Here is a 20,272-nt window from a genome sequence, read left to right on the forward strand (position 1 = left end):
AACGGCCGGCCGCCATTCACTCGTCCTCGTCGGCACACGTGAGGTGCAGGTCGATGTCCCTGGGCGGCTGGTTGGGCGGCGCGCTCCAGTAGCCGTAGACCGGCCGCCGGTCGCGCTCGACGAACCCGCGCGACAGCCATGCGGCCAGGCGCGGCTCCGAACTGGTGGCCATCGCCACCGACACCGCCACCCAGCCGGCGTCGCGGGCCGCCCGCAGCAGGTGGTCGATGTAGTTCGGGTCGATCCCGCTGCCGGCGTCCAGCGACCAGAAGTCGCGCACCTGCAGCATGCCTTCGGCGGTCGCCGAGGTGGTGAACCACGCGCAGAGGCGGCCGCTGTCGGGGTCGCTCAGCAGCAGGTGGCGGGTGCTTTCCAGCGGCGAGCGGTCGAACCGCCAGCGCACGAACTCCGCGTCGCGCACCGCCACCAGTCCGTCGCCATGCACCGATTCGGCCCACAGCGTGTCCATGCGCGGATCGGCCTCGTCGCTCCAGGCCACGTGCAGGCGCCTGCCCGCGCGCGCGCGCCAGCCGTCGCGCAGGCGCGTGGCAAGGTCGAGCAGGGCACCCGCCGGACGCGCCAGCCACCCCGCGGTGCGTCGGCGCAGGTAATGGCCATAACGCAACACCCGGACGCGGCGCACCATGTCGGCGAACTGCTCGTAGCGGATGCGGCGGAACACGGAGGCCGCCTTCGGATTGGGGAAGCCGAGGGTCAGGTCCAACTGCGTACGGGCCGCTTCGATGAGGCCCATCTGCATCATCAGCGCCGGTCCCAGCGAGCGGTGCTTGGGCAGCACCGCGAGGTCGACCAGCAGGCCGGCGCGGATCTCGCGGTCGCGCCACAGCATGCGGCGGCGACCCATCGAGCAGGTGCCGACCCAGTCGCTGCTGGGCTGGTGGTAGAGCAACTGCAGCAGCGGCTGGCCGTACGGGCACTGGAGATAGAACCAGTCGTACTTGGCGACCATCCGCTCGTGCTCGCCGAGGTTGCCGCGCCACAGGCCGATCACCGTTTCGCGGTCGCGCGCGGCATCGCCGGGCTGCGCCAGGTAGGGCGGCGGTCCACCGGCATTCATGCGGTGGCTCCGGCCGCGAACGACAGCGCAGGCAGGTGCAGGTAGCGGGTGGTGCGGCGCTTGTTGGCGATGTCGTCGTAGATGGCCTGCGCGCGCGCCTCGTCGATGTCCAGAGCGAGGGCGAGTTCCGCGGCGGGCAGGCCGTGGTCCACCGCCCACAGCGACAGGTCCGTCTCCCGGTAAGGCAACGCGAAATAGAACTCGTCCTGTCCCTGGCTGAGGCTGTAGGTGTCGGTGGTCGGCACCGCATCGCACAGCCGCGCGGGCAGGCCCAGGTGGCGGGCCATACCGTAGACCTGCGACTTGTACAGGTGCGCGATCGGCTTGATGTCGGCCGAGCCGTCGCCGTTCTTCACGAAGAAGCCCAGTTCGTGCTCGAGCCGGTTGGGCGTGCCGACCACGGCGTAGTTGAGGCGGTCGGCGTGGAAGTACTCCAGGGTCTTGCGGATGCGCTGCTTGAAGTTGGTCGCCGCCACGATGGCGAGGTAGCCCGGCAGGCCGAGTTCGCGCTCGTGCCGGCCGCCATCGGGCGACTCGGCCACCAGGCGGAACCGGTTGACCCGCCCCGCCAGGCCGCCATCGATCACGATCTTGAACTTCCAGCCGGCGCCGTACCCCGGGAGCGACGTCCGCACCGCTTCGTCGCGCGCGGCGTAGCAGCCGATCGCTTCCAGCACCGGGGCGATGTCGACCTTTTCGCTGCGGATGCCCAGGTGCCTGGCCAGCACGCCGGCGCGGGCGGCGCTGTCGTCGCAGGAGTCGCGCTCGGGCAGGATCAGGCCGAACACCCGGTCGGGGCCCAGCGCCCGCACCGCCAGCGCCGCGCTGACCGAGCTGTCGATGCCGCCTGAAATCGCGACCACCAGACCGCGCCGGTGCAGCTCGCGCGCGGTGAGCTCGCGCAGGCCGCTGGCGATGCGTGCGGCCTCGGCCGCGTAGTCGATGTCGAGGACGCTCCAGTCGAGCATCGCCGGTTCCAGCAGGGTCATGTCAGCGCCTCTTCCTTCAGTTCCACCCGGCGCACCTTGCCCGATGCGGTGCGTGGCAGCGCCGCGACGAACTCCACCTCGCGCGGCACCTTGTAGGGCGCCAGCCGCGCGCGGCAGTGCGCCTTGACCGTGTCGCCGCCGCGCGGCAGCGGCGTCGGCGCGACCACGAACGCCTTCACCACCTGGCCGAGCACCGCGTCGTCGGTGCCGATCACCGCGACCTCGGCGACGCCGGGCAGTTCGGCGATGACCTCTTCGATGTCGCCCGGGAACACGCGGTGCGCGCCGGTCTTGATCATGTCGCTGCGCCGGCCGGACAGGTACAGGTATCCGTCGCGGTCGACATGGCCGATGTCGCCGGTGCGCAGCCAGCCGTTGCGGACGGTGCGCGCGGTCGCCTGAGGATCGTTCCAGTAGCCCAGCATGACGCCGGGTCCGCGCACGTGGACCTCGCCCGGCTCGCCGGTGCGGGCGCCGCGGCCGTCCTCGCGGACCACGCGCAGCTCGGTGCCACGCAGCGGCCGTCCCGCCGAGCCGGGGCGCTGCTCCAGCTGTTCTGGCGGCAGCCAGGCGATCCGCGCCGTGGCTTCGGTCTGGCCATACATGACGAACAGCCGGGTGCGCGGCGCCGCGCCGCGCAGTCGTTCGGCCAACACCGTGGGCAGCGCGCCGCCGGCGTGGGTCAGGTAGCGCAGCCGGGGCAGCTCGCGCGTTTCCAGTCCACCGTGGTCCAGCAGCAGCGAGAAGGTGGACGCCACCCCGGAAAAACCCGTGACGCCTTCGCGCGCCATGGTGTCGACGATGGTGCGCGGGAACAGCAGGTTCGGCTCCAGCACCACCCGCGCGCCGCTGATCAGGTGCGTGTGCAGCACCGACGCGCCGTACGCGTAGTAGAACGGCAGCACGCTGAGCACGCTGTCACCAGCGCGCAGGCCGAGATAGGAGGCCACCGCGCCCGCGTTGGAAAGCAGGTTCGCGTGGCTCAGGGTGACGCCCTTCGGCGAGCCGGTGGTGCCGGAGGTGTAGATGATCGCGGCCGGGCGCCCCGGCCAGGTTTCCGGCCCGGCCCACGCGGGGTGCCGCTGGGGGAACGAGGGCAGCGGCATCGCGGGGTCGAGCGCAACCACGCGCGGTGCGGCCGCGAGTCCCGCGATCGCGCGTTCGACGTCCACATGGCCGCGCTCGTGCACCACGCACCGTGGCTCGCAGTGCCGCAGCCAGGGCGACAGGTCACGCTCGCGCGCCTGCACGTTCAGCGGCACCGCGATCGCCCGGGCGAGCCACGCGGCATAGCAGGCGACCACGGCCTCGATGCGGTTGGGCAGCACGATCGCGACCCGGTCGCCGGGCTGCACGCCGTGGTGCTGGAGGTCGCCGGCGAAATCCCGCGCCTGTTGCCAGAGCGTGCCGTAGTCGATCCGGCGGTCGCCGTCGACGATCGCCACGCGCCGCGGGGTGGCGGCGGCGACGGCCGCCACGCGCGAAGACAGGCTGTCCACGAGCCTCAACCCCCCACCGCCACGGCAACGGAAACGACGGCAGACGACCGCTTGCGGTCGACGAACGCGTCCACCGCGCGCAGTGAATCGAAGTTTGCCGGCGTCATTTCCTCGGGGGCGACGCGCACGTCGAAGCGCTCCTCGAGGAACAGGATCAGCTCGTGGATGCCGGTCGAATCGATGATCCCGCCGCGGATCAGCGGGTCGTCGTCGCCGATGGCGGACTCGTCATCGCTGAAGAGGAAGTTTTCGAGGATGAATTTGCGGATCTGGTGGCGCTGCTGCATGGCTGGATTCCTGCCGTCTGGCCAGCGGTCCGGAGGCGTCTGATCGCAGCCGGGCCAGTCGTGGGTGCTAACGGCGCGATCGCCCCGCGGCGGCCATTGCGGCGGACATCGCGGCCGCGGCCGGCGACGCATGCCGATGCCGTTGAAACGGGCGATGCCCCATCTGCATGCCTCCGTACCCACCGGGCCACGCAGTGCCACGACCGGAGTCGTCCACCGTTGCGGGATGGCGGGCCTGCTGCTGCTCGCCGCCTTGCAGGCCGGCTGCGGGAACGGGTCGCACCCCGCGCCGCCGGCGGTCGAGCCGCGCGCCGTGGCCCAGCCGGTACCGACGCGGCACGCCACCCGCGCCGGGGAGGTGCTCGTCACCGAACTGGTGACCGGCCTGGAGCACCCGTGGGGCCTGGCATTCCTGCCCGATGGTTCGATGCTGGTCAGCGAGCGGCCCGGTCGCCTGCGCCGCATCTCGCCCGATGGCGGGGTTTCCGCGCCGCTGGACGGGCTGCCGCGGATTTTCGTGGCCGGACAGGCGGGGTTGCTGGATGTCGCGGTCTCGCCCGGCTTCATCGACGACCGGCTGGTCTTCCTGTCGTACGCGGAGCCGAACCTGCGCGGCAATCTCGCCGGCACGGCGGTCGCGCGGGGTCGGCTGGAAGGTGACGCGCTGGTCGACGTGGAGGTGATCTACCGCCAGCAGCCCAAGCGGTCGGCGGGCACGCACGTGGGCTCGCGGCTGGTGTTCGACGACGCCGGCCAGCTGTTCGTCACCCAGGGCGACAACCGCGTCGCCGCGGAGATGGCGCAGCAGCTGGACGTGCTGCCGGGCAAGGTGGTTCGGATCCGTCCCGACGGTGCCATCCCGTCGGACAACCCGTTCGTCGGTCGCGGCGGCGCGCGGCCGGAGATCTGGTCGTACGGCCACCGGAACGTGCAGGGCGCGGCGCTGCATCCGGTGACCCGGCAGCTGTGGGTCAGCGAACACGGCCCGATGGGGGGCGACGAGATCAACATCGCGCGGGCCGGTGCGAACCACGGCTGGCCACGGGTCACCCACGGGCGCGACTACGACGGCCGGCCGGTGCCGGGTTCGATCGGCCGCACCGCGCCGGGGATGACGCCGCCGCACCGCGCCTGGGCCGTGTCGCCGGGGGTGAGCGGCATGGCGTTCTACACCGGCTCCCTGTTCCCCGAGTGGCAGGGTGATTTGTTCGTCGCGGCGCTGGCGTCGAGCGAGCTGATCCGGCTGGCGCTCGACGGCGACACGATCGTGGGCGAGGAGCGCCTGCTGCGCGAGCGCGGCGAACGCATCCGCGACGTGGACCAGGGCCCCGACGGCGCGCTCTACCTGTTGACCGATGCGGCCGACGGGTCGCTGCTGCGGCTGCAGCCCGCCCCGACCGGCGCACGCTAGCGTTCAGTCGGCCTCGGCGGTCGCAAGTGCCGGATGCCGCGCGCGCGGCACCGTCGCTTGGCGGACCGGCCGGCGCGCGATGAAATCCACGCTGGTCAGGCAGAGCCGTTCGGGCGGCACGTGGCGGAACTGCGGGTGCACCGGTACCGACGCCAGTTCCGCCAGGCGCTCGGGACGCGGGTTGGAGGTGTCGAGCACCAGTTCGAAGCCCAGGCCGGTGGCCGCATCGACGAACTCGTGGGCACGCATGCGGTTCTGGTAGAGGAAGGCGTTGTTCCAGAACCGCCAGGCCCGGTCCGAGTAACGCAGGTAGTTCAGCTGGCCGATGCTGCGGTCGACGTAGGCGTAGTGGTCGCCGCAGTTCACCGAGTGGAACATCAGCCCGCCCGGCGCGAGGATGCGCATCGCCTCGCGGTACATCGCGTTGATCACCGCCGGCGGCACGTGCTCGAGCACGCTGTTGGAGAACACCACGTCGACGCTGGCGGGCTCCAGGCCCGTCGAAGTCGCGTCGGCGGGCGCGACGTAGTGCACCACGCCGGCGGTGGCGGCCTCCACATCCAGGCCCTGGTCCAGGGCGGCGTACAGCGAGGCGTAGCGTGCGTCGATCTCCTGGCGGGGGCAGTCGGTCGCGGTCGCCAGCAGGTCGAGGAAGCCGCCCATTTCGGCGACGCACTCGCGCAGCAACTCGTGGCGGAAGTGCCGGGTGAGGTCGAAGGTGTGCACGCGCTGGGCGCCGCACAGGTAGCACGCCAGCGGGAAGGTCGGGTACCAGCCGCTGCCGATCTCCATCAGCCGCGCACCCTGCATCGCGCGACCGGCATTGCGCAGGTGGCCGGCCATCAGTCGCCAGTCGTCCATCTTGGTGGCGAACTCGCCGCGGAAGTCGCGCAGTCCGCCGAACCGCCGCTGCAACCGGTAGTGCAGCGCGGCACCTCGCGGGTGGATGCCGAGGATCTTCTGGACCGTTCCCTTGATGCGCCAGTGCATCGCTGCCTCCAATGGCGCGCCGGACGTATGCCCGGCGCCTACCCGGTTAACGCGGGTGCCGGCTGCGCGCGGCCAGTGTCCGCCGCCGGCACCGGTGGCGTCGCCGCCTCGATCAGCTGCTGGTGCACCAGCATGGTCGAGAGCACGCCGACGAACGCCTGGTTGTCGGCGAACCCGGTCGCGCGACCGGCGCGCGCCTTGTCCAGCAGCCGCCCGACCGCAACGTGATCGAAATACCCGGCATCGCGGATGCGTGCGTGGCCCATCAGCTCGGCCACGTAGTCCAGCGGTTGTCCGTCGATGAAGAAGCTCTGGCTATCGGGGGCACGGTAGGGCTGCTTGGTGCGCCGCAGGATGTCGTCCGGCAGCAGCCCGGCCAGGGCGCGCCGCAGCAGGTATTTCTCGGTCAGTCCGCGGATCTTCCAGCTCGGCGGCAGGGTGGCGCCGAACTCGATCAGGCGGTGGTCCAGGTAGGGATAGCGGCCTTCGACCGAGTTCGCCATCGCCGCGCGGTCGCCCTGCGACGACAGCAGGTAGCCGGCGAGCAGGGTCTTGGCTTCCACGTACTGGTCGCGGGCGAGCGGACTCCACGACATGATCGCCCCGGGCAGCGTGGATTCGTAGCCGGCGAGCGGGTCCCAGCCGTCGATGCAGGCGCGCAGCGGCGCCGACAGCAGCGATACCGCACGGCGCCCGCCACTCCAGCGCGGCACGTGGGCGAACACCGGGCGGTCGATGTGCTCCAGTCCCTGGCCGAAGAACGCCCCGGCGAAGCCGGGCTGCTCCACCGGGGAATGCCGCAGGTAGCCGTACAGCCGTCCCAGCAGGCGCGGCCGCAGCTGCGAGCCGGGCTCGCGCGCCCAGAACCGCCGCACCTTCGCTTCCTTGAACAGGTCGTAGCCGCCGAACACCTCGTCGGCGCCTTCACCGGTCAGTGCGACCTTGTAGCCGCACTCCCGGACCCGCGCCGACAGCAGCATCAATGGCACCGGCGCGGTGCGCAGCACGGGCGCCTCCGCATGCCGGACCAGCCGCGGAAACGCCTCGCCGATATCACGCCGGTGGCAGTGCACGGTGGTGTGGTCCGTACCCAGGTGCCGCGCCATCGCCTGCTGGTGGACGCTCTCGTCGAACTCGCGGTCTTCAAAGGCGACCGAGAAGGTACGCACCGGTGCGTCGGTGAAGCGGCGGGCGAGGGCGACGATGCCGGACGAGTCGAGTCCGCCGCTGAGGTAGGCCGCCACCGGAACGTCGGCACGCAGCTGCAGGCGCACCGCGTCGACCAGCAGGTCGCGCAGCTGCTCGGTGGCTTCGTCGATGTCGCGGGGGAAAGCGCCTGGCGAGGTCTGCGCAGCCGCCGGGAACTGCCAGTCCCAGTACCGGGTCGTGGTCTCGCGGCCGTTGGCCTCGACCGCGAGCAGGCAGCCGGGCGGCAGGCTGCACACGCCCTGGAAGATGGTACCGGGGTCGGGTGTCGACCAGTAGGTCAGGGCCTGGGCCAGCGCCAGCGGATCGAGGGCGCGGCACCCCGGCAACACCGGCAGCAGGGCCTTGGCCTCGGAAGCGAACCAGACGCGGCCCTGCCCACGGGCATGGAACAGCGGCCGGATGCCGGCGCGGTCCCGCGCCAGCAGCAGCCGCCTGCGTGGCCCGTCCCATAGTGCGATGGCGAACTGGCCGTTGAGCCGCTCGACGAAGCGGTCGCCGTCGCGCTGGTACAGATGGACGATCACTTCGGTGTCCGAGCGCGTGCGGAAACGATGGCCGTCGCGTTCAAGCTCCCGGCGCAACTCGATGAAGTTGAAGATCTCGCCGTTGAACACCGTCCAGATGTCGCGGTCCGGATGGCGCATCGGCTGGTCGCCGGTGACCAGGTCGATCACCGACAGCCGCGCATGCGCCAGCGCGACGCCGGGAGCGACATGGAAGCCGAAGCCGTCCGGGCCGCGATGGGCGAGCGTCTGGATCATGCGTTGCAATACCGGCCGGGCGGAGTCCGGCCGGACATCGGTACCGCTGAAACCGGCGATGCCGCACATGGATCGGCCTTCAGCTTTCGGTCGGGCTGGCGGGTGGGATGCGCCGCGGCCCCGGCGCGAGCCAGCGCGGTCGTGCCGCGTCCGCGCCGCCATGACCGCGCACGGCGGCGTGTTCGGCCACCGCTTCGCGGCAGGCCTGCAGGGTTTCGGCCGCGACCTGGCCCCAGTCGCGCGAGAACTTCCGCCCGATCGCGGCTTCGTCCCAGTCACGTTCCAGCGCCTGCTCCAGTCCGCGGGCCAGGGCGGGCGCATCGCGTACCGGCACCAGTACGCCATCGTCGCGGCCCACCACTTCGGGGATCCCGCCGACACGGGTCGCGACCACCGGACGGCCGCACGCCATCGCTTCGACCAGCACGTTCGGATGACCCTCCGAGTGGCTGGGCAGGGTCACCAGGTCGGACGCGGCCATCCACTCGGCCACCGTGGCCGGCGGCTGCGGGCCGACCAGCCGCACCGGCAGCCGGTCGGCCGCCACCAGGCGTTCGAGTTCGCCGCGCATCGGCCCTTCGCCGACCAGTGCCAGCTGCAGGCGCGCGCGCGAGGCCGACAGCGCACTGCAGGCGTCGAGCAACTCGCGCAGGCCCTTGGCCGCTACCAGTCGGCCGACGTAGACCACCAGCTCGGCATCGGCGTCGATGCCGAGCGCGCGCCGGGCGTCGCGTCGGTCCCGCGGGTGGAAGATCGCGGCATCGCAGCCGTTGTGGATCGCGCGGATGCGTCGCGGATCGGCGCCGTAGCGATCGGTCGCGACCTGCCCGAGGTCGTCGCTGACCACCAGCAGCCGTTCGGCCGCGCGCACCACCGGGCGGGTGAGGTGGCGGCTGACCGGGTCGCGTACCCGAAGGTCCGACCCCCGTGCTCCGGCCACCAGCGGTACGCCGAGCTGGCGCGCCAACCGCATCGCGCCGTACGCGTCGGGGTACATCCAGTACGACAGCACCACGTCGGGCGCGAAACCGTCGGCTGCATCGGCGAGCGCGCGGGCGCAGAGCCGCCCGTTGAGCGGCCTCGTTACCAGAGGGAGTGCGGGATAGGCGACGTAGCGCACGTCGCCTATCCCGCCTCCGGTTGCGGCGGCGGGCGGACGGAAGAAGTAGCTGCGTGGTCGCGCCCAGCGGGGATAGGTCGCCACCGGGCTGACCACCCGCACCTCGGCCTGCCGCGCCAGTTCGCGGACGGTCTGGTACAGCGGGCGGCCGCGGTTGGGCTCGCCGGCGATCGGATACTGCGAGGTGACGACCAGGATGCGCATGGGCCGGCCGTCAGGTGGAGTGGCCCGAAGCGGCGGAGCCGGGGACGACCGGCGAGGGTTCGTCATCCCCGGTGTCGACCGGCCGCGGGCGGAAAGTGAGGGCGAGTCCCTGCTCGGCGCCCACCCGGGGCGCCCAGCCGAGGCCCTCGCGTGCGGCGCGCCCGTCGAAGTTGGCCAGCGGCCGCAGCGAACGCACCCGGTAGCGGGTGAGCGGCACGTCGCGGTGCAGCAGGCGGCCGAGCAGTTCCACGCCCCACGCCGGCAGCATCAGCAGCCATGTCGGTACGCGGTGCAGGCGCAGGCGCTCGCCCAGGGCCTGCCGGCAGTGCTGCAGGTAGTCCTGGTGGGTGACGGGTGCCGGGTCGACGACGTTGAAGGTGCGGGCACCGGCGAGTGGTGCGGTGGCGGCCAGCAGCAGCGCGTCGACGGCATCCTCGATGTACAGCAGCGGCAGGGTCTGCGCGCCCTTTCCGACGGCCAGCCAGTGTCCGGCGAGGGCGATGGTGCCGTTGGGCGTGACCTGCTCGGCGCCGGGACCGAAGATCTGCCCCGGCCGCACGATCACCGCTGGCAGCCGGTGCTCGCGGATGGCGTCGTTGACGATGCGCTCGGCGGCCAGCTTGGTCTGCGTGTAGGCGCCGCGCCGCCCCGGGTGCGGCTCGTACGGCGAGGCTTCGGTCAGCACCGCGTCAGGGGCGCGGCCGGCATGGTCGAGCACGCTGAGCGAGCTGACATGCACCAGCCGCGGAGTGTTCGATTCGAGGCACGCGTTCACCACGTTGCGGGTGCCCCAGACGGTGCCGGCTTCGAAGTCCCGCACGCTGCCGCGCATCGCCGCCCCGACGTGGTAGACGCACGCGGCGCCCGCGACGGCGTGGGCGACGATGCGCGGATCGCCCAGGTCGCCGACCACGACCTGTACGCCCGGATCGTCGACGAACGCGGGAGCCGGCCGGCGCACCAGCACGCGTACGCGCCGGCCCTGCGCACGTAGCCGCGCCACCAGGGCGCGTCCGACGAACCCGGCCGCGCCGGTGACCAGCGCATCGACGGGTGGCAGGGGTTCGATGCGTGCCTCGAGCATGTCCCGCCGCTGCCGGTCCGGCGTGGCGCATACCGGATCGAGCAGGCGCGCGATCCGCACGGCGTCCTCGCCGGTGAAGGGCGGGGCCCGGCCCTCGTGCACGGCGGTGGCGAACTCGACGGAGCCGCGGCGGATGCCCGGCGACGGCTGCAGCAGGCCGGCGGCGAAGCGGAAGACGTTCCACGGAATCGTCACCAGGTCGGCCGCAGCCGCATACATCGCGCCCAGCACGATGCCGGGGAACTTCGGGCCCGGCAGCAGGCGTCGCACCCGGCAGGTCTGCAGGAAACGGTCGATCTCGATGATGCCGGCGGTGCCGCGCACCACGACGCGGTTCTCCATCGGCCGCGCGTTCCACGACAGCAGCAGCCGTCCGACACCGGTGTCCGTGCCGGCACGCGCCTGCCATTCGTCGAAGTGCAGGTTGGGGTTGCTGCCGCGCGGCTGCTGGTCGACCCGCAGGTCGCGGATCGGGCCGAGGAAGGCTTCGATGGTGTACAGCCCGTGCACGCCGAGGTCGCGGAACGGATACGAGCCCTGGGTGACGGTCGCGGGCAGCGGTCCGCCGCCGTACGCCGGGTAGTCGGAGCTGCGCAGCACGTCGACCGAGAGGACCTTGCCGATCCGCCCTTCACGCACTGCGGCGAGTGCGCGCTCGATCGCGGGGTCGAACAGGTCGGAATGGTTCACGCCCAGCTGGCGTTCCCTGGCGCGGGCGTGCGCGATCATCGCCTCGCAGTCGGCGGCGGAGTCGGCCATCGGCTTTTCCACCAGTACGTGGCAGCCCATGTCGAGCGCCTGCATCGCGAGCGCCGGATGCAAGGCCGGCGGCGTGAGGATGTAGGCGGCGTCGGGGCTGACCGCGGCGAGCTGGTCCAGCCGCGGCACCACGCGGTCGATGCCGTGGCGCTTCGCGAGCGCCTGCGCGGCGGCGAGATCGGGGTCGCAGATGCCGACGATGTCGACGAAGTCCAGCTGCTTGAGCGCGGACACGTGGTGATTGGCGACGTAGCCGGCGCCGACGATGGCGACCCGGAGCGTCCCGGTGCGGGATTGGACAGTCATGGCGTGATCGGTTGGAGGGGAGGAGCAACGGCCGGTTGCCGGTGGTCGAGGGCGGCGCCGACGGCGGCGAGCACGTCGTCGACGCGGCGGTCCCAGGTCTGGTCGGCCACGGCGGCCATCCGCACCCGCGCAGCGGCCGGCGTGTCGTGGGCGAGCGAATCCTCGATCGCGGCGAGGAACGCCGCACGGTCATCGGCGATCCGCACCAGGTGGGCGAACTTCTCGATCTCCGGGTTGCGCGTGCTGACCACCGGCTTGCCGGTGGCAAGGTACTCGCGCAGCTTCAGCGGGTTGGCATTGGCCACCTGCCGCGTATTGCGGTACGGGATCATCGCGACGTCGTAGGCCTTCGCCCACTGCGGCAGGGTGTCGTAGGGCTGCGCGCCGACCATGACGATGTTGTCCAGCCCGCGCAGCGCAGCCACGTCCGCCGCGGCATGGCCGACCAGCAGGAAGCGCCAGTCCGGCCGCGCGCCGGCCAGCCACGCGATCAGGGGAATGTCGATCCACTCGTGCAGGGAACCGTGGAAGCCGATGACCGGCCCGCCGAGGTCGCGCGCGCCGGGAGGCACCGGCGTGTCCGGAGCGGCCGCGCGTCCGAACAGCTCGACGTCGACGCCGTGCGGGGCGTACAGCACGTGGGCATTGAGCGCGCGCTTGGGCTGGAGCAGCGATGGCGGCGCGACGAACACGATGTCGGCCTGGCGGCTCAGCGCCCGATCGCGCTGCTCGATCACCGCCGCGTCCACGCCGGGGTGCGCGGCGTAGTCGTCGACGCAGTAGTACACGCACAGGCTCTCGCCCAGGCGCCCGGCGAGGAAGCCGGGGTGCGGCAGCATGAACCACGACAGGCACCTGCCGATGCCGGCGGCACGCATGGCGCGGCGCACCGCCCACTGGCCGAACGCGCGGTTGAGCGCTTCCACGCCGGGGACGCGCCGGAACGGCAGTTGCGGCACGGTGCAGTGCCACAGTTGTGCGTCCACGCGTTCGGGGCGCCGCAGCGCCGCGGCCAGTTTGCGCAGGGCGCGCCGCAGGTCGCGCCCGGACGCGCTGGGCGCGCGCATGCCGGGGGAGTCGACGTACAGCACCGGCCGCGCGCGGGCCAGCCGGCGGGCGACGTGGTGACTGCTGGTGCGGTTCTCGGCGTGCCAGTCGTTGCCGAAGTAGACGATGCCGTGGCCGTCCAGCGCGGTACCGGGGTCAGTCATCGCACCACCACGCCACCAGCCAGGTGGTGCTGCCGAAGCAGATCCAGTCCTTGCGCAGCCCGGGCACCTGTTCCAGGTGCGGCTGCAGGCGCCGGCCGGCCGGGCTGAAGAACGTCACCAGCCCGCACCGCGCGAGGTGGCGCATGCGGGCGATCGTCGGTGAAGGGTCGGGCAGGCAGTAGAGCATCTCGCACGCGGTCACCAGGTCGAAGCGGTGGCGCCCGCCACCCCAGGGCTGGGTGTGGATGTCGGCCACCTCGAAGCGGCCGCCCGGCAGCCGCGTGCGTGCCCGGGCGATCGCCTGCGGGCTTACGTCGACGCCATGGTGGTTCCGGCACAGGCGGGCGAGATGCAGGCTCTGGTGGCCCTCGCCGCAGCCAAGCTCCAGCAGCTCGCCGACTTCGCCGAACTCGCGTTCGATGAGCCGGTTGGTCGCTTCGAAGCGGCTCTGTTCGCGTCGCGACGCCATGTCCCACGGGTCGGGCAGGCGGTAGGCGGTGTCGAAGCCGCTGCCGCCCGGACCGCCGTGCGCGTCCTGCAGCGCGTAGCGCATCCACAGGCGCTTGTGCGCCTTCTTCAACAGACTCGTGGCGGGCGCGAGCATCGAGGTCCCCGATCGTTGTGGTGGCTGGGCCGTGCGGCGGTGGCCGGGCAGGCGCCGGCTCATTGCGGGTAACGCGGGGATGGCCCGGGTGCGGCCATCGATACACCGGTGCAACGTCGGCGGCCGCAATGCGCCGCTGCCGACGTTGGTTGCAATCGGATGGGTCCGCTGATGGACCCCTTGAAGGCTCGGGGGAGCGGATGATGGACGCGGCGACGGTGCCGGCAGGCATGCACACGCCCCGCGCAGGCCGGCGACAGCGGCTGGCGCAGTGGTGCCAGCGCGCGCGCCTGCTGCCGGTGCTCGGCAATGTGCGCGCGCTCGTGCACGGGCACCTGCGGATCCTGGCCTACCACCGTGTGCTGGAAGCCGCCGAGCCGCAGGGTTTCAGTTTCGACCCCGAACTGGTCAGCGCCTCGGCCGACGGCTTCGCCCGGCAGATGGCGTGGATCCGGCGGCACATGCACCCGATGCGCTTCGACCAGGTGCTGGCCTGCATCGACGCCGGCGAACGCCTGCCGCGGCGCGCGGTGGTGGTCACCTTCGACGACGGCTACGACGACAACCACCGGGTCGCCTTCCCGGTACTGGCGGGGCTCGGAATGCCGGCGACCTTCTTCGTCGCCACCGGGCATGTCGAATCCGGCCTGCCATTCGCCTACGACTGGCTGGTGCACATGCTCTGCACCAGCCGCGAGCGGATGCTGGAGGTGCCCGAGCTCGGTTGCAGCTGGGTGCTGCCGGACGCCATCGCGGGGCGCCGCGCGATCGCCGGCCAGTTGCTCGGACGGATGAAGCGGCTGGACGCGCTGGCGCAGTCCGTGTTGATCGAACGCATCGAGCGCGAGTGGGGCATGCCGCGCGTGCCGCACCCGGACTGCCGCCCCATGACGTGGGAGCAGATCCGAGAGATGCACCGCGCCGGCATGGAGATCGGTTCGCACGGCGTCGACCACCTGATGCTCGCCAAGCTGCCGCATGCGCGCATGGTGGAGGAAATCGGCGCGTCGCGACGCGCGCTGCAGCGCGAAGTGGGCGAGGCGGCGGGCGGGGTGCTGTCCTACCCGGTCGGTGGTGTCGACGCGTTCGACCCGCAGGTGCAGGAGGCGGCGCGGGCCGCCGGCTACCGGCTCGCCTGCAGCTACGTCGCCGGCGCCAGTCCGGTCGGCGCGGCCGCGCTGTTCGCACTGCGGCGGCTCCCGGTCGAACGCGGCATGGACCTGGCGTGGTTCCAGGCGATGCTGACCGTGCCGGAACTTTTCAGCTACCGCTCGCCGGTACGCGCGGGCTGAGCGGGGAGGCGCGATGTACTTGCTGGTGCTGGTGTTCGTGTTCCTGGTGCTGATCCGGCCGCAGGACTATCCGGCCTGGGCGAGCGCACAGGCGCTGCCGCTGCAGCCGGCGGCGCTGCTCGGCGCGGCGGGGTTGTGGGCGATGTCGCGTCACCGGTCGCTGGGCGCACCCCAGTACCTGCTGGTGGTGCTGTTCATGCTGGTGCTGATGCTGTCGTGGGTGGCCAACGGCTGGGCGACCGGCGTGATGATGGTGGTCGAGCGCTTCGGCCCGGTGGTGATCGCGTTCGTGATGCTGGCCCAGGCCGTCCATACCCGCGAGCGGATGGTCGGGATGATGGCGATGTTCACGCTCTGCGCCTGCGTGCTGGCGTTGCACGGGATCGGGCAGGTACAGACCGGGGTCGGCTGGACCGGTGCCGTGCTGTCGCAGGGCACGCGGATCCAGTACGTCGGCATCTTCAACGACCCCAACGACCTGGGCATGTTGTTCGTGATGTGCCTGCCGATGGCGATGTACCTGCGCGGGCGCACCCACGCCACTGCGCCCGGACGGCTGTTCTGGCTCGCGGTGGCCGGAGTCCTGCTGTACGGGATCTACCTGACCAATTCGCGCGGGACGCTGCTGGCGCTGGTCGGGTTGTTCGGCGTCCACGTGTGGCTGCGCCGCGGCATGCTGGTCGCCGGGGTGCTGGGTGTGTGCTCGCTGGGCATGATGCTGCTGCTGCCCTCGCGCCTGCAGGAGATGGAGGTCTCCGAAGCGTCGGCGATGGGCCGGGTGGAAGCCTGGTACCACGGCATCCAGCTGTTCATCTCCAGCCCGGTACTCGGCATCGGGCCGGGCGGGTATTCGGACGACTACGGCCTGACCGCGCACAACTCGTTCCTGCTGGTGCTGGCCGAAGCGGGCATCGTCGGGTTCACCCTGTATCTGGCCATCCTCGGCTACACCCTGCGGATGCTGCTGGCGACCCAGCGCACCGGGGTGGGCGCGCCGCCGGGAGCGCAGGCCTATCTTGGCGCCGCCGGCGACGGCATGGAAACCTTCGTGGACCCGAACGGGGAGGACGGGGTCGATGTCGACGCCGATGCCGACGCCGATGCCGACGTGCAGGAGGACCGGGCCATCGCCCGCACGCTGCTGCTGTCGTTCTGCGGGCTGATGGTCACCGCGTTCTTCCTCAGCCGCAGCTACGTGGTGCTGCCGTACATGCTGCTGGCTCTGATCACCGCGCAGTACTCGCGCATGCAGCTGTCGCAGCCGGAGTTGCCGCGCTTCAGCCTGGTCGAAGACGCGGTGCGCTGGCCGCTGCTGTCGCTCGTATCCGTTGTAGCGCTGTACGTCATCGTGAAGATCCTGCTGGTCATCGCATGAACATGCGTTTCCGCACATTGCGCAACGCCATGTTCTCCTCGGTGGGGATCTACACCGAGTACGCGCTGGGCATGCTGACTTCGATCATCATCGCCCGCCATCTCGGACCGGATGGCTTCGGCACCTACAGCGTGGTCATCTGGATGGTCGCGCTCGGCATCGCGACCACCAATTCCGGCACGGCCAGCGCGGCGATCAAGTTCGTCGCCGAACTGCGCGGGCGTGGCGAGGAGGCCTCGATCCGGCCGTTGCTCGGCTACCTGCGCCGGGCGCAGCGGGGCTTCCTGCTTGCGGTGCTGCTGATCGGGGCGGCGGTGCTGCTGACCGCGGGCGACCGGCTGGCCCCGGGGCTCGACCACGGCTGGCTGCTGGCGTTCCTGGTGGTGGCGGTGGCGCTGCGCGCGGGCTACATGTTCAACATCGGCGCGACCAAGGGCTTCGAGGATTTCCGCGCCACCGCCATCGTCGCGCTGGTCGCGGCGCCGGTGAACCTCGGACTGGTGCTGCTGGCGTGGTGGTGGGAAGGCGGCATCGAGTGGCTGCTCGCTGCGTTCCTCGCCACCAGCGTCGTGTTCTACCTGATGTCGCGCCGGCAGCTGGAAGCGTTGCTGCCGGCCACCCGCCGGACGCCCCCGCTGCCGCCGGTGCTGGTCGCGCGGATCCGCCGCCATATGTGGATGACCGCGCTGACGGTGACGGTCGGCTTCCTCGCCGCCAGCGAGGTCGAGGTGCTGTTCCTGAACCTCTACGCCGGCGCGGCCGCGGCGGGCCAGTTCAAGGTGGCGTATCAACTGGCGGTCGGGGCGATGGCGCTGGTGCCCGGCGTGTTCGGTGCGCTGTTGCTGCCGATGATGGCCAACGCGCTGAGCCGTAGCAGCGAGGTGGCGGGCCAGCGCTTCGTCGCCTCGACCAGCTACCTCGCGCTGCTGGCCGCGCCGCTGGTGGCGTTCGGCACCGTGTTTGCCGGCGCGCTGATCGCGCTGCTGTACGGCGATGCGTATGCGGCGGCGGTGCCGGTGTTCACCTGGTGCCTGGCCGGGGCGGCGATCACCATGCTCACCCAGGGCGGCTCGGCGCTGCTGATCAGCGCCGACCGGCAGGGCAGCGTGCTGCTGCTGGTGCTGGCCTCGGGCGCGTTGAAACTCGGCCTCGATCTGCTGCTGGTGTCGCAGTACGGGTTGCTGGGGGCGGTGATGGCCTACGTGTCGGTGTCGGTGGCGGTGGCCGGCGCGCTGATGCTGCTGGCGGTGCGCCTCAGCGGGGTGCAGCCGGACTGGCGCCGCCTCGCCCGCACCGTGTGCGCCGCCGCGCTGGCCGGCGCGGCGCTGTGGCCGCTGCGCGACCTGCCGGCGTTGCCGGCGGTGGTGGTCGGCGGCCCGCTGCTGGCGATCGTCTACGGCGCGCTGACGCTGCTGCTGGGGTGCTGGAGCCCGGGCGATATCGTGCAGATGCAGCAGTTGCACCGACGTTTCGGCGCCAGCCGGCCGCGTGCCGGTGCGCGCCTGCTGCGATGGGCCTATCGACGTGCGCAGGGGGCGACGCCGACATGAGTCATGGCTACGAGTTGCTGTTCCGACGCGTGCTGTACCCGGCCTACGAGGCCGGCCTGGCGCGCCGCCACACCCTCCGCCACTTGCGCGGTTACGAGCGCGACCAGTGGCTGGCGCCCGAGCAGGTGAGGGCGCTGCAGTGGTCGCGCCTGAAGCACCTGATCGACCATTGCTGGAAGAACGTGCCGTTCTACCGGCAACGCTGGCAGCAGGTGGGGGCCACGCCGGCCGACATCCGCACGCTGGCGGACTACGCCAGGCTGCCGCCGCTCACCAAGCGCGACATCCGCGAGAACTTTTCCTCGCTGCAGGCGCGCAACCAGCGCGAACCGCTGCTGTACAAGGCGACCGGTGGCTCCACCGGCGAACCGTTGCGGTTCGGCTATACCCGCGAGAGCTACGAGCGCCGCACCGCCGTGATGTGGCGCGGTTACGGCTGGACCGGCGCACGGCCGGGACGGAGGACGCTGCTGCTCTGGGCGGGCACCGTCGGCAACCCGGGCTGGGTGGACGTGCTGAAGGACCGCGCGTATCACGCCGCCTTCCAGCGGCGGATGCTCGACAGCTTCGGCATGCGCGACGACAACCTGTCGCGCTACGCGGATGAGATCGAGGCGTTCGCGCCGGAAATCATCGTCGGCTACGTCGGCCCGCTCGTACGGCTGGCGCAGTGGATGGCGGACAACGGCCGCACGATCGCGGGGGTGCAATCAGTGCTGGGCGCCGCCGAGGCGCTCCACGACTTCCAGCGCCCCATCCTGGAAGCCGCATTCCCGGGAGCAACCGCCTACAACACGTACGGCTGCCGGGAGGTGATGCTGATCGCCAGCGAGTGCGAGCATCGCGATGGCCTGCACATCAATGCCGACCACCTGGTGGTGGAAACCCTGCCGGGGCCTGCGGCGCACACCCATGGAAAGGGAGAACTCGTGGTGACCGACCTGTCGAACTACGGCATGCCGTTGATGCGCTACCTCAACGGGGACCTGGTGACGCCCGGCCCGGACACGCCGTGCGCGTGCGGGCGCGGGTTGCCGCGGCTGAGCCGGGTCGATGGGCGCAAGCTCGACGCGATCCGCACGACCGACGGCCGCCTGCTGCCGGGCGAGTTCTTCCCCCACATGCTCAAGGACGTCGCCGGCGTGCGTCGTTTCCAGGTGCTGCAGGAGCGCATCGACAGGCTGCGGATCGACATCGTGCCCGGACCGGAATTCGGCGGGGAGCAGGAGGGCTACATCCGTGGCGAACTGGCGCGGACCTTGGGGAGCGGCGTGGACATCCAGCTGCGCCGGGTCGACGCGATACCGCTGACGCCGGCCGGCAAGTTCCGGGTGACCGTATCCATGCTGGAGGAACAACACCCGGCCAGCCCGCGCGGGGAAGGATCCGACCGCGTAAGGTCCGGGGACATGGAGGAGGCGGGCCGGTGAACATCACCCATTTCGTCGAGAACCTGGAGCGTGGCGGCCTGGAACGGGTGGTCATCGACCTGATCCGGGCGCAGCGCGATGCCGGCCACGAGTGCCGGGTGGTGTGCCTGTTCGAAACCGGCGCGCTGGCCTCGGAACTGCGCGAGGACGGGGTCGACGTGCAGGCCTGCGGCAAGCGCAAGGGTCCGGACATGGGCGCGGTGCTGCGCGCCCGCAACCTGCTGCGCCGGCAGCGCGGTGGCGTGCTGCACAGCCACAACGCCACCGCGCACTACTACGCCGTCGCGGCCGCGGCGGGGCTGCCATGGCGGCGCGTGGTCAACACCCGCCACAGCATGGCCTCGCCCGACCCGCGCAGCCGCATGGAATGGCTCTACCGCCGCGCGATGCCGCTCACCGACACCGTGGTGGCGGTCTGCGAATCGGCCCGCCGGCAACTCGAACGCGACGGCGTCGCCCCGCGGCATGACCTGCTGTCCATCCCCAACGGCATCCGGGTCGACCGGTTCCGTGCGACCACGCCCGAGGCGCGCGCCGGACTCGCCCGGTCGCTGGGGCTGGAGCCCGGCACCCGCATCATCGGCACCGTCGGCCGGCTGCACGCGGCCAAGGACCAGGCCACGTTGATCCGCGCCTTCGCCCTGCTGCGCGAGGGGGCGTCCGACGCCACGCCGGATGCGGCGCTGGTGATCGTCGGCGAGGGCAAGCTGCGCCCGCAACTCGTCGAGGTGGCCGAGGCACACGATGTCGCCGGCCATGTCCACTTCCTCGGCGACCGCGGCGACGTGGCCTCGTTGCTGCCCGGGTTCGACCTGTTTGCCCTGTCATCGATCACCGAGGGCTATTCCATCGCCCTGATGGAAGCCTGCGCCGCGGCGCTGCCGGTGGTGGCCACCGACGTCGGCGGCAATGCCGAGATCGTGCGCCAGGACATCACCGGCACCCTGGTGCCGGCGCGCGAGCCGGAAGCGCTGGCGGCGGCGATGGGCGAGATGTTGCGGCAGCCCGAACGCTCGCGTGCGATGGGCCAGGCCGCGCGTGAATGGGTGTTGGCCGAGGGCTCGTTCCGGACCATGGCGGACCGGTACGACAGGATCTATTCCGGATAGCGAC

At 71.6% G+C, this 20,272-nt stretch carries 16 protein-coding genes; 6 read left to right on the forward strand and 10 right to left on the reverse strand.

The genetic code is table 11. From position 1 onward, the window contains the following. Positions 1-16: 16 nt before the first annotated feature. Genes U8331_RS06370 through U8331_RS06385 form a run of 4 tightly spaced genes read right to left on the reverse strand, consistent with a single transcriptional unit; the run spans position 17 to position 4,054 of the window. Positions 17-1,078, reverse strand: a complete 1,062-nt coding sequence (locus tag U8331_RS06370) for a hypothetical protein (protein ID WP_481132754.1) — start codon at positions 1,076-1,078, stop codon at positions 17-19. Further along, on the reverse strand, positions 1,075-2,067 hold the full coding sequence (nadE, locus tag U8331_RS06375) for an NAD(+) synthase (protein ID WP_481132755.1): 993 nt from the start codon (positions 2,065-2,067) through the stop codon (positions 1,075-1,077). The genes U8331_RS06370 and nadE overlap by 4 nt, the downstream gene beginning before the upstream one ends. Beyond that, on the reverse strand, positions 2,064-3,566 hold the full coding sequence (locus U8331_RS06380) for a class I adenylate-forming enzyme family protein (protein ID WP_481132756.1): 1,503 nt from the start codon (positions 3,564-3,566) through the stop codon (positions 2,064-2,066). Before U8331_RS06380 ends, nadE begins: the two co-directional genes overlap by 4 nt. Positions 3,567-3,571: 5 nt before the next feature. Next, positions 3,572-4,054 carry an acyl carrier protein gene (locus tag U8331_RS06385; RefSeq protein WP_481132757.1) on the reverse strand — a complete coding sequence of 161 codons (483 nt, stop codon included), beginning with the start codon at positions 4,052-4,054 and terminating at the stop codon, positions 3,572-3,574. A 25-nt stretch (positions 4,055-4,079) separates the two neighbouring features. Between U8331_RS06385 and U8331_RS06390 the strand changes: the two genes are divergently transcribed. After that, the gene (locus tag U8331_RS06390; RefSeq protein WP_481132758.1) at positions 4,080-5,264 is read left to right on the forward strand and encodes a PQQ-dependent sugar dehydrogenase; all 1,185 of its coding nucleotides are present in this window, start codon (positions 4,080-4,082) and stop codon (positions 5,262-5,264) included. 3 nt (positions 5,265-5,267) lie between these two features. On the opposite strand, the gene U8331_RS06395 is transcribed toward U8331_RS06390, so the two are convergent. From U8331_RS06395 to U8331_RS06420, 6 genes are read right to left on the reverse strand one after another with little or no spacing between them, the layout of a single operon-like run. Further along, positions 5,268-6,254, reverse strand: coding sequence for a class I SAM-dependent methyltransferase (locus tag U8331_RS06395; protein ID WP_481132759.1), 987 nt, complete (start codon positions 6,252-6,254; stop codon positions 5,268-5,270). 38 nt (positions 6,255-6,292) lie between these two features. Further along, positions 6,293-8,293, reverse strand: coding sequence for an asparagine synthase (glutamine-hydrolyzing) (asnB, locus tag U8331_RS06400; protein WP_481132760.1), 2,001 nt, complete (start codon positions 8,291-8,293; stop codon positions 6,293-6,295). A 10-nt stretch (positions 8,294-8,303) separates the two neighbouring features. Continuing rightward, on the reverse strand, positions 8,304-9,548 hold the full coding sequence (locus tag U8331_RS06405; protein ID WP_481132761.1) for a glycosyltransferase: 1,245 nt from the start codon (positions 9,546-9,548) through the stop codon (positions 8,304-8,306). Between the two features lie 10 nt (positions 9,549-9,558). Further along, a complete protein-coding gene (locus tag U8331_RS06410; protein WP_481132762.1) occupies positions 9,559-11,697 on the reverse strand; it encodes an NAD-dependent epimerase/dehydratase family protein in 2,139 nt (712 codons plus the stop codon). Beyond that, the gene (locus tag U8331_RS06415) at positions 11,694-12,908 is read right to left on the reverse strand and encodes a glycosyltransferase (protein ID WP_481132763.1); all 1,215 of its coding nucleotides are present in this window, start codon (positions 12,906-12,908) and stop codon (positions 11,694-11,696) included. Before U8331_RS06415 ends, U8331_RS06410 begins: the two co-directional genes overlap by 4 nt. Beyond that, a complete protein-coding gene (locus tag U8331_RS06420) occupies positions 12,901-13,512 on the reverse strand; it encodes a class I SAM-dependent methyltransferase (protein ID WP_481132764.1) in 612 nt (203 codons plus the stop codon). The genes U8331_RS06415 and U8331_RS06420 overlap by 8 nt, the downstream gene beginning before the upstream one ends. Positions 13,513-13,742: 230 nt before the next feature. Here U8331_RS06420 and U8331_RS06425 point away from each other — a divergent pair, with 230 nt between their 5' ends. From U8331_RS06425 to U8331_RS06445, 5 genes are read left to right on the forward strand one after another with little or no spacing between them, the layout of a single operon-like run. Further along, positions 13,743-14,804: a polysaccharide deacetylase family protein gene (locus U8331_RS06425; protein ID WP_481132765.1), complete on the forward strand. Its 1,062-nt coding sequence runs from the start codon at positions 13,743-13,745 to the stop codon at positions 14,802-14,804. A 13-nt stretch (positions 14,805-14,817) separates the two neighbouring features. Then, entirely contained in the window at positions 14,818-16,179 is a 1,362-nt protein-coding gene (locus U8331_RS06430; protein WP_481132766.1) for an O-antigen ligase family protein, read from the forward strand. Continuing rightward, the gene (locus U8331_RS06435; protein ID WP_481132767.1) at positions 16,176-17,729 is read left to right on the forward strand and encodes an oligosaccharide flippase family protein; all 1,554 of its coding nucleotides are present in this window, start codon (positions 16,176-16,178) and stop codon (positions 17,727-17,729) included. Before U8331_RS06430 ends, U8331_RS06435 begins: the two co-directional genes overlap by 4 nt. Continuing rightward, a complete protein-coding gene (locus U8331_RS06440) occupies positions 17,726-19,159 on the forward strand; it encodes a phenylacetate--CoA ligase family protein (protein WP_481132768.1) in 1,434 nt (477 codons plus the stop codon). Before U8331_RS06435 ends, U8331_RS06440 begins: the two co-directional genes overlap by 4 nt. Next, positions 19,156-20,268 (forward strand): glycosyltransferase, encoded by a 1,113-nt coding sequence (locus tag U8331_RS06445; protein WP_481132769.1) that lies wholly within the window; start codon positions 19,156-19,158, stop codon positions 20,266-20,268. Before U8331_RS06440 ends, U8331_RS06445 begins: the two co-directional genes overlap by 4 nt. The last annotated feature ends 4 nt before the right edge of the window (positions 20,269-20,272 follow it).

The sequence above is a fragment of the Lysobacter sp. CC-YZS074 genome, assembly GCF_056739745.1.

Excerpts from the sequence above, each read along its gene's own strand:
- U8331_RS06390 (WP_481132758.1), top strand. The coding sequence starts at position 4,080 with ATGGCGGGCCTGCTGCTGCTCGCCGCCTTGCAGGCCGGCTGCGGGAAC.
- U8331_RS06405 (WP_481132761.1), bottom strand. The coding sequence starts at position 9,548 with ATGCGCATCCTGGTCGTCACCTCGCAGTATCCGATCGCCGGCGAGCCC.
- U8331_RS06440 (WP_481132768.1), top strand. The coding sequence starts at position 17,726 with ATGAGTCATGGCTACGAGTTGCTGTTCCGACGCGTGCTGTACCCGGCC.
- U8331_RS06395 (WP_481132759.1), bottom strand. The coding sequence starts at position 6,254 with ATGCACTGGCGCATCAAGGGAACGGTCCAGAAGATCCTCGGCATCCAC.
- asnB (WP_481132760.1), bottom strand. The coding sequence starts at position 8,293 with ATGTGCGGCATCGCCGGTTTCAGCGGTACCGATGTCCGGCCGGACTCC.
- U8331_RS06430 (WP_481132766.1), top strand. The coding sequence starts at position 14,818 with ATGTACTTGCTGGTGCTGGTGTTCGTGTTCCTGGTGCTGATCCGGCCG.
- U8331_RS06370 (WP_481132754.1), bottom strand. The coding sequence starts at position 1,078 with ATGAATGCCGGTGGACCGCCGCCCTACCTGGCGCAGCCCGGCGATGCC.
- U8331_RS06420 (WP_481132764.1), bottom strand. The coding sequence starts at position 13,512 with ATGCTCGCGCCCGCCACGAGTCTGTTGAAGAAGGCGCACAAGCGCCTG.
- nadE (WP_481132755.1), bottom strand. The coding sequence starts at position 2,067 with ATGACCCTGCTGGAACCGGCGATGCTCGACTGGAGCGTCCTCGACATC.
- U8331_RS06410 (WP_481132762.1), bottom strand. The coding sequence starts at position 11,697 with ATGACTGTCCAATCCCGCACCGGGACGCTCCGGGTCGCCATCGTCGGC.
- U8331_RS06435 (WP_481132767.1), top strand. The coding sequence starts at position 16,176 with ATGAACATGCGTTTCCGCACATTGCGCAACGCCATGTTCTCCTCGGTG.
- U8331_RS06425 (WP_481132765.1), top strand. The coding sequence starts at position 13,743 with ATGCACACGCCCCGCGCAGGCCGGCGACAGCGGCTGGCGCAGTGGTGC.
- U8331_RS06415 (WP_481132763.1), bottom strand. The coding sequence starts at position 12,908 with ATGACTGACCCCGGTACCGCGCTGGACGGCCACGGCATCGTCTACTTC.